We start from the raw sequence: 5,019 nt of genomic DNA on the forward strand, positions 1-5,019 counted from the left end.
CGCCTCGGCCGGTGTGCCCGCACCGGTGGACAGCTGCGACCACGCGCCCAGCGCCAGGGCGATCGCGGCGGCCGTGCCCGCCACGCGGCCGACGCGGCGCAGCCTGGCGCGCCCGTCCATCTCCCGCCAGGACGGACCCTCCCACGGATCGTCCGGCTGCCACAGATCACCGACCGCCTCGACGTCGGCGTCCTCCCGCGGCGCGCCACCGCCGGTGTGCGGCCGTGTCCGCTGCAGCGCGGAGGGCTCCTTGGGGGCGGTGGCCCGGATGGCGCGCTCGTTGTCGGTGAGGAACCGCTGCCAGACGTCCTCGGGCAGCGACGGCGTACCGTCCCGCTCCTTTGGCGTCCCGCCGTCGTCCGGCTTCTGCGCGGTCACGTCCGTTCATTCCCTTCGAGGATCCCGCCAGGATCATTGCACAGCGCAAAAACGAATGAACAGCGGCCCGCGGAACCGAACATAGGGCCGAAACGGTGCGGCCCGGATGTGGACTCGATCGGATAAAGGTCCACCCGGAGGGGCACGGGGCGGTAGACCTTTGCATAGTCTAAAGGTGGGGGAGGGGCGTCTGCGGAGGAATCGGGCGGCTCCCGAGTGCCCGCGACACCGCTGGAGCAGGACATGACCGACGAGAAACCGCCATCGAGCCGGTGGGCGCGGTCCGCGCTGTCCTGGATGCCGTTCGCGGTGATGGCGGTGATCGCGGTCGTCGATGTCGTGGCCGGTCCGGGAGTCGGACTGCTTCCCCTGGTGTCGCTGGGGCCCGCCTTCGCGGGCCTGGTCGGCGGCTGGCGCCGTACGGCGGTGATCGGCGTGCTGGCGCTGCTGCTCTGTGCCGGGCTGGGCCTGTACAACGAGTTGTTCCCGGCGCGCCGCGGCTACACCGCCATGGTGTCGGTGGCCGGGGTCACCGGCGTCGGTATCGCCGCCGCGGTGATGCGCTCGCGCAGAGAGGCCGAACTGGCCAGCGTGCGGTCGATCGCCGAGGTCGCCCAGCGGGTGCTGCTGCGGCCGGTGCCGCTGACCGCGGGACCCGTGCAGGTGGCCGTCTCCTACACGTCCGCCGTCGCCGAGGCGCGGATCGGCGGTGACCTCTACGAGGTGGTGGCCTCGCCGCACGGCGTCCGGGTCATCCTCGGCGACGTGCAGGGCAAGGGGCTGGCCGCCGTGGAGACGGCCGCCGTGGTCCTCGGCGCCTTCCGGGAGGCCGCCTACGACGAGCCGGACCTCGTCAAGCTGGGCGAGCGGGTGGAGCGGAGCGTGGCCCGGGAGCTGGAGGGCGAGCGGTTCGTCACCGCGATCCTCGCGGAGATCGGCGCCGGCCAGGAGGTCGTCCTCCTCAACTACGGCCATCCGGCCCCGATGCTGCTGCGCCGCGACGGCGGCACCGACTTCCCCGAGCCGCCGTCGTTCGCGCTGCCGCTGGGCCTGTCCGAGCACGGCGCCGAGGGGCCGGAGCCCTACCGGGTGGCGTTCGTCCCGGGTGAGCAGCTGCTGCTCTACACCGACGGCGTCACCGAGGCCCGCGACCGGGACGGGCGCTTCTACCCGCTGGGCGAGCGCACGCACCTGCTGAAGGAGCCCGACGCGCACCAGGCCCTGGAGGCCCTGCGCGAGGACCTGGTCCAGCACGCGGGAGGACCGCCCGGCGACGACGCCGCGATGCTCCTCCTGCGCTACCACCGCCACCGGGGCGAGGAGTCCGCGCCCACCGGGTGAGGGGGCGGCGAGCACCGCGGGGTACAAAGGACACATGCATCGGGACGAGCCCCCCGGCGGGGCCAGGGACGACGTCGAGGCGGTCACCCACGCGGTGCTGACCGCCTCGCGGCTGCTGGTGGCGGTGTCCGCGCGCTCCCTGGCCGCGGTCGAGGACCGGGTGACGCTGCCGCAGTTCCGGATGCTGGTGGTGCTCTCCACCCGCGGCGCCACCAAACTGGTCACGCTCGCCGACCTGCTCCACGTCGCCCCGTCCACCGCGATGCGCATGGTCGACCGGCTGATCGCGGCCGGCCTCGCCGACCGGCAGACCAACCCCGCCAACCGCCGGGAGACCCTGCTGCGGCTCACCGACGAGGGCCGGCACACGGTCGAGGACGTCACCGCGCGGCGCCGCGCCGAGATCGCCGCGATCGTCGAACGGCTGGCCCCCCGCCAGCGGGCGGCGCTGGTCGGCGCCCTCACCGCGTTCAACGAGGCCGGCGGCGAGCCCCCCGCCACCGAACCGCAGCCGTACCCGCTCGGGTGGGAGGTGGACGACGGGCCGTGACCGGCGCCGGCCAAATCTGCATGCTAGGTTCGCATTTGAAAGGCGGTCGCGGACGGCCGCCGCGTCCACGCACCCGGGACGGTGACACCCCATGACCTCAGAAAGCAGCGGCGTCTTCGGCGAGGACGTTCCGCTCCCGCGGGTCCTGTGCGACACGGCCGCCCTGGCCGCCCTCGACGACGCGTCCGCCGGCGCCCTGTGGCGGCTCGCCGAGCCGGGCCGCCAACTCGACGCCAACGTCGTACGCATCCCACCCGGACACGGGGTCGACACCCACCGCGAGCCCGACCTCGACGTCCTCCTGCTGGTCCTCGCCGGCCACGGCACCCTCACCGCCCCCGACGGCCCCCGCCCCCTCCCCGCGGGCACCCTGACCTGGCTCCCGCACGGCTCCACCCGGAGCCTCACCGCCGGCCCCGAGGGCCTGACGTACCTGACCGTCCACCGCCGCCGCCCCGGCATGCGGATCCAGCGCCGGGACCCGGCACTTCAACAACCGTGATCATCGCGGCCACAAACTGATAACAGCGGACAACTCCTGAACGACTTATGCGGTCTAGGCCGCTATGAAGATCTCTTTTCTGATCCACAACGCCTATGGGATCGGAGGCACGATCACCACCACGTTCAACCTGGCGGCCGCACTGGCCGAACGGCACGAGGTGGAGATCGTCTCGGTGCTGAGGCACCGGGAGCACCCCAATCTCACTCCGCACCCCGGGGTACGGCTGCGGGCGCTGGTGGATCTGCGGAGGGAGAAGGACCACCCGCTGCACGGCAGACCCGCCAAGGTGTTCCCCGCCGCCGAGTACCGCCACCACCAGTACAGCGAACTGACGGACGAACGGATCGCCGAGTGCCTGGCGGACATCGACGCCGACGTCGTCGTCGGCACCCGGCCGGGACTCAACGTGCACCTCGCCCTCCAGGCCCCGGAGCGCGTCGTACGCGTCGGCCAGGAGCACCTCACCCTCGACAACCATCCGCCCGCGCTGCGCACCGCGCTGCGCCGCGCCTACCGCCGCCTCGACGTGCTCACCACCGTCACGGAGGCCGACGCCGGCTCCTACCGGCGCAAGATGCGGCTGCCCGGCGTGCGGGTGGAGGCCCTCCCCAACAGCGTCCCCGACCCCACGCTCCCCATCGCCGACGGCACCGCCAAGGTCGTGGTGGCGGCCGGCCGGCTGGTCCCCGTCAAGCGGTTCGACCTGATCATCGAGGCGTTCGCCCGGGTGGCCGCCGAACACCCCGACTGGCAGCTGCGCATCTACGGCAAGGGCGAGGAACAGGACCGGCTGCGCGCCCTGATCGAGAGCCTCGGCCTGTGGAACAACGTCTTCCTCATGGGCGCGGCGATCCCCATGGAGGCCGAGTGGGTCAAGGGCTCGATCGGCGTGGCCGCCTCGAACTTCGAGCCGTTCGGCATGACCCTCGTCGAGGCGATGCGCTGCGGACTGCCCTTCGTCAGCACCGACTGCCCCTACGGGCCCGGCGAGATCATCAAGGACGGCGAGGACGGCCGGCTGGTGCCGGTCGGGGACAGCGCGGCCTTCGCCGCGGCCCTCCTCGACCTGGTACGCGACGACGAGCGCCGCCGCCGCATGGGCGAGGCGGCCGTGGCCAACGCGCACCGGTTCGCCCCCGGTCCGGTCGTCGCCCACGCCGAGCGCCTCTTCCAGGACGCGATCGAGGCCCGCGGCGGCGGACGGCGCGGCACGGCGGAGCACGGCGGAAGACAGCACACCCTCGTCAGCCGGGGCCACGCCGCCCGCGACCTCGCCCGCGCCGCCGCGTCGAACGCGCTGCGCACCGTACGGAAGGGACGCCGATGAACACGGCCCCGCGCACCCACTGCTCCGTCGACGCCGACGGCCGGATCACCTTCAGCCTGCGGCCACCGGCGGCCACGCACCCCCGGCTGCTGCTGGTGCTGCGCCCCAAGAAGGGCCGGCCCGAGGAGACGACCCGCACCCTCGACCTCGAACCCCACGGCGACGACGGCGAGTTCCGGGCCGTGCTGGAGGCGCTGCCCCGGCTCGCGGAGGGCCGCTGGGACACGTATCTGCTGAGCGGTCCGGACGCCGGACGGGAGCGGCTGCGCCCCGGCCCGCGGGATCTGCGGGCGCTCGTCGACGGCGGCTCGCGCGCGTGGCCGTCACCGGTGGCCGTCCGGGTGCCGTACGCCACCAAGGACGGCTTCCTCGCGATACGGACCTGGCTGCGCACCGCCCACGCGGAGGCGGGCCCCGTGGAGATCGCCGACGGGACGATGACGGTCCGCGCCCGTCTGCACGGAGCCGAACTCTCCGAAGGGGCCCGGGCGGTGCTGCGGTTGCGGGGCACCAAGGACACCCTGCACGGCGTCCCGGTACGGCCGGCCCAGGACGGCGGCTTCGCCTTCACCGTCGCCTGCGAGGACCTCGTGGCCTCCGGCAGCCGGATCTGGGACGTCTTCCTCCGTCCCGCCGCCGACGCGCCGCTCACCAGGGTCGGCCGCCTCCTCGACGACGTGGCGGACCGCAAGGCGGTGTTCGTGTACCCGCGGGTCACGGTGGGCGGGTCCGCGGTACGCCCCTACTACACCGTCGACAACGACCTCGCCGTCGAGGTGACCGTCCTCGGCTGAACGGTCGTCCTCCCCCACCGTCCGGGGCGTCCCGTGCACGCCCCGTCTTCGGGCGGGGGAGGGAAAGGGACTCCCGCGGAGCAGGACAGGGAGCGGGTCACCGCCGGTCGGGGCGGGTGACCGT

6 protein-coding genes are annotated in these 5,019 nt (G+C 73.7%); 5 read left to right on the forward strand and 1 reads right to left on the reverse strand.

Features of this window, described 5'->3' with window-relative positions:
• A partial coding sequence (locus B7767_RS14970; protein WP_107486107.1) for a hypothetical protein occupies positions 1–378 on the reverse strand: 378 nt, incomplete at its 3' end.
• A gap of 243 nt (positions 379–621) precedes the next feature.
• Here B7767_RS14970 and B7767_RS14975 point away from each other — a divergent pair.
• The 5 genes from B7767_RS14975 (at position 622) to B7767_RS14995 (ending at position 4,895) form a co-directional block, all read left to right on the forward strand.
• Positions 622–1,719 carry a PP2C family protein-serine/threonine phosphatase gene (locus tag B7767_RS14975; protein WP_085572630.1) on the forward strand — a complete coding sequence of 366 codons (1,098 nt, stop codon included), beginning with the start codon at positions 622–624 and terminating at the stop codon, positions 1,717–1,719.
• Between the two features lie 34 nt (positions 1,720–1,753).
• Positions 1,754–2,269 (forward strand): MarR family winged helix-turn-helix transcriptional regulator, encoded by a 516-nt coding sequence (locus tag B7767_RS14980; protein ID WP_085572626.1) that lies wholly within the window; start codon positions 1,754–1,756, stop codon positions 2,267–2,269.
• 91 nt (positions 2,270–2,360) lie between these two features.
• The gene (locus B7767_RS14985; RefSeq protein ID WP_085572627.1) at positions 2,361–2,771 is read left to right on the forward strand and encodes a hypothetical protein; all 411 of its coding nucleotides are present in this window, start codon (positions 2,361–2,363) and stop codon (positions 2,769–2,771) included.
• Positions 2,772–2,835: 64 nt separating this feature from the next.
• Entirely contained in the window at positions 2,836–4,101 is a 1,266-nt protein-coding gene (locus tag B7767_RS14990; RefSeq protein ID WP_085572628.1) for a glycosyltransferase family 4 protein, read from the forward strand.
• Positions 4,098–4,895 (forward strand): transferase, encoded by a 798-nt coding sequence (locus B7767_RS14995; protein WP_085572629.1) that lies wholly within the window; start codon positions 4,098–4,100, stop codon positions 4,893–4,895. Before B7767_RS14990 ends, B7767_RS14995 begins: the two co-directional genes overlap by 4 nt.
• Positions 4,896–5,019 lie beyond the last annotated feature (124 nt).

The organism is Streptomyces sp. 13-12-16 (assembly GCF_002114215.1).
Classification (GTDB): Bacteria; Actinomycetota; Actinomycetes; order Streptomycetales; family Streptomycetaceae; genus Streptomyces.

Coding starts and splice junctions, on each gene's coding strand:
- B7767_RS14975 (WP_085572630.1), top strand. CDS start 622: ATGACCGACGAGAAACCGCCATCGAGCCGGTGGGCGCGGTCCGCGCTG.
- B7767_RS14980 (WP_085572626.1), top strand. CDS start 1,754: ATGCATCGGGACGAGCCCCCCGGCGGGGCCAGGGACGACGTCGAGGCG.
- B7767_RS14985 (WP_085572627.1), top strand. CDS start 2,361: ATGACCTCAGAAAGCAGCGGCGTCTTCGGCGAGGACGTTCCGCTCCCG.
- B7767_RS14990 (WP_085572628.1), top strand. CDS start 2,836: ATGAAGATCTCTTTTCTGATCCACAACGCCTATGGGATCGGAGGCACG.
- B7767_RS14995 (WP_085572629.1), top strand. CDS start 4,098: ATGAACACGGCCCCGCGCACCCACTGCTCCGTCGACGCCGACGGCCGG.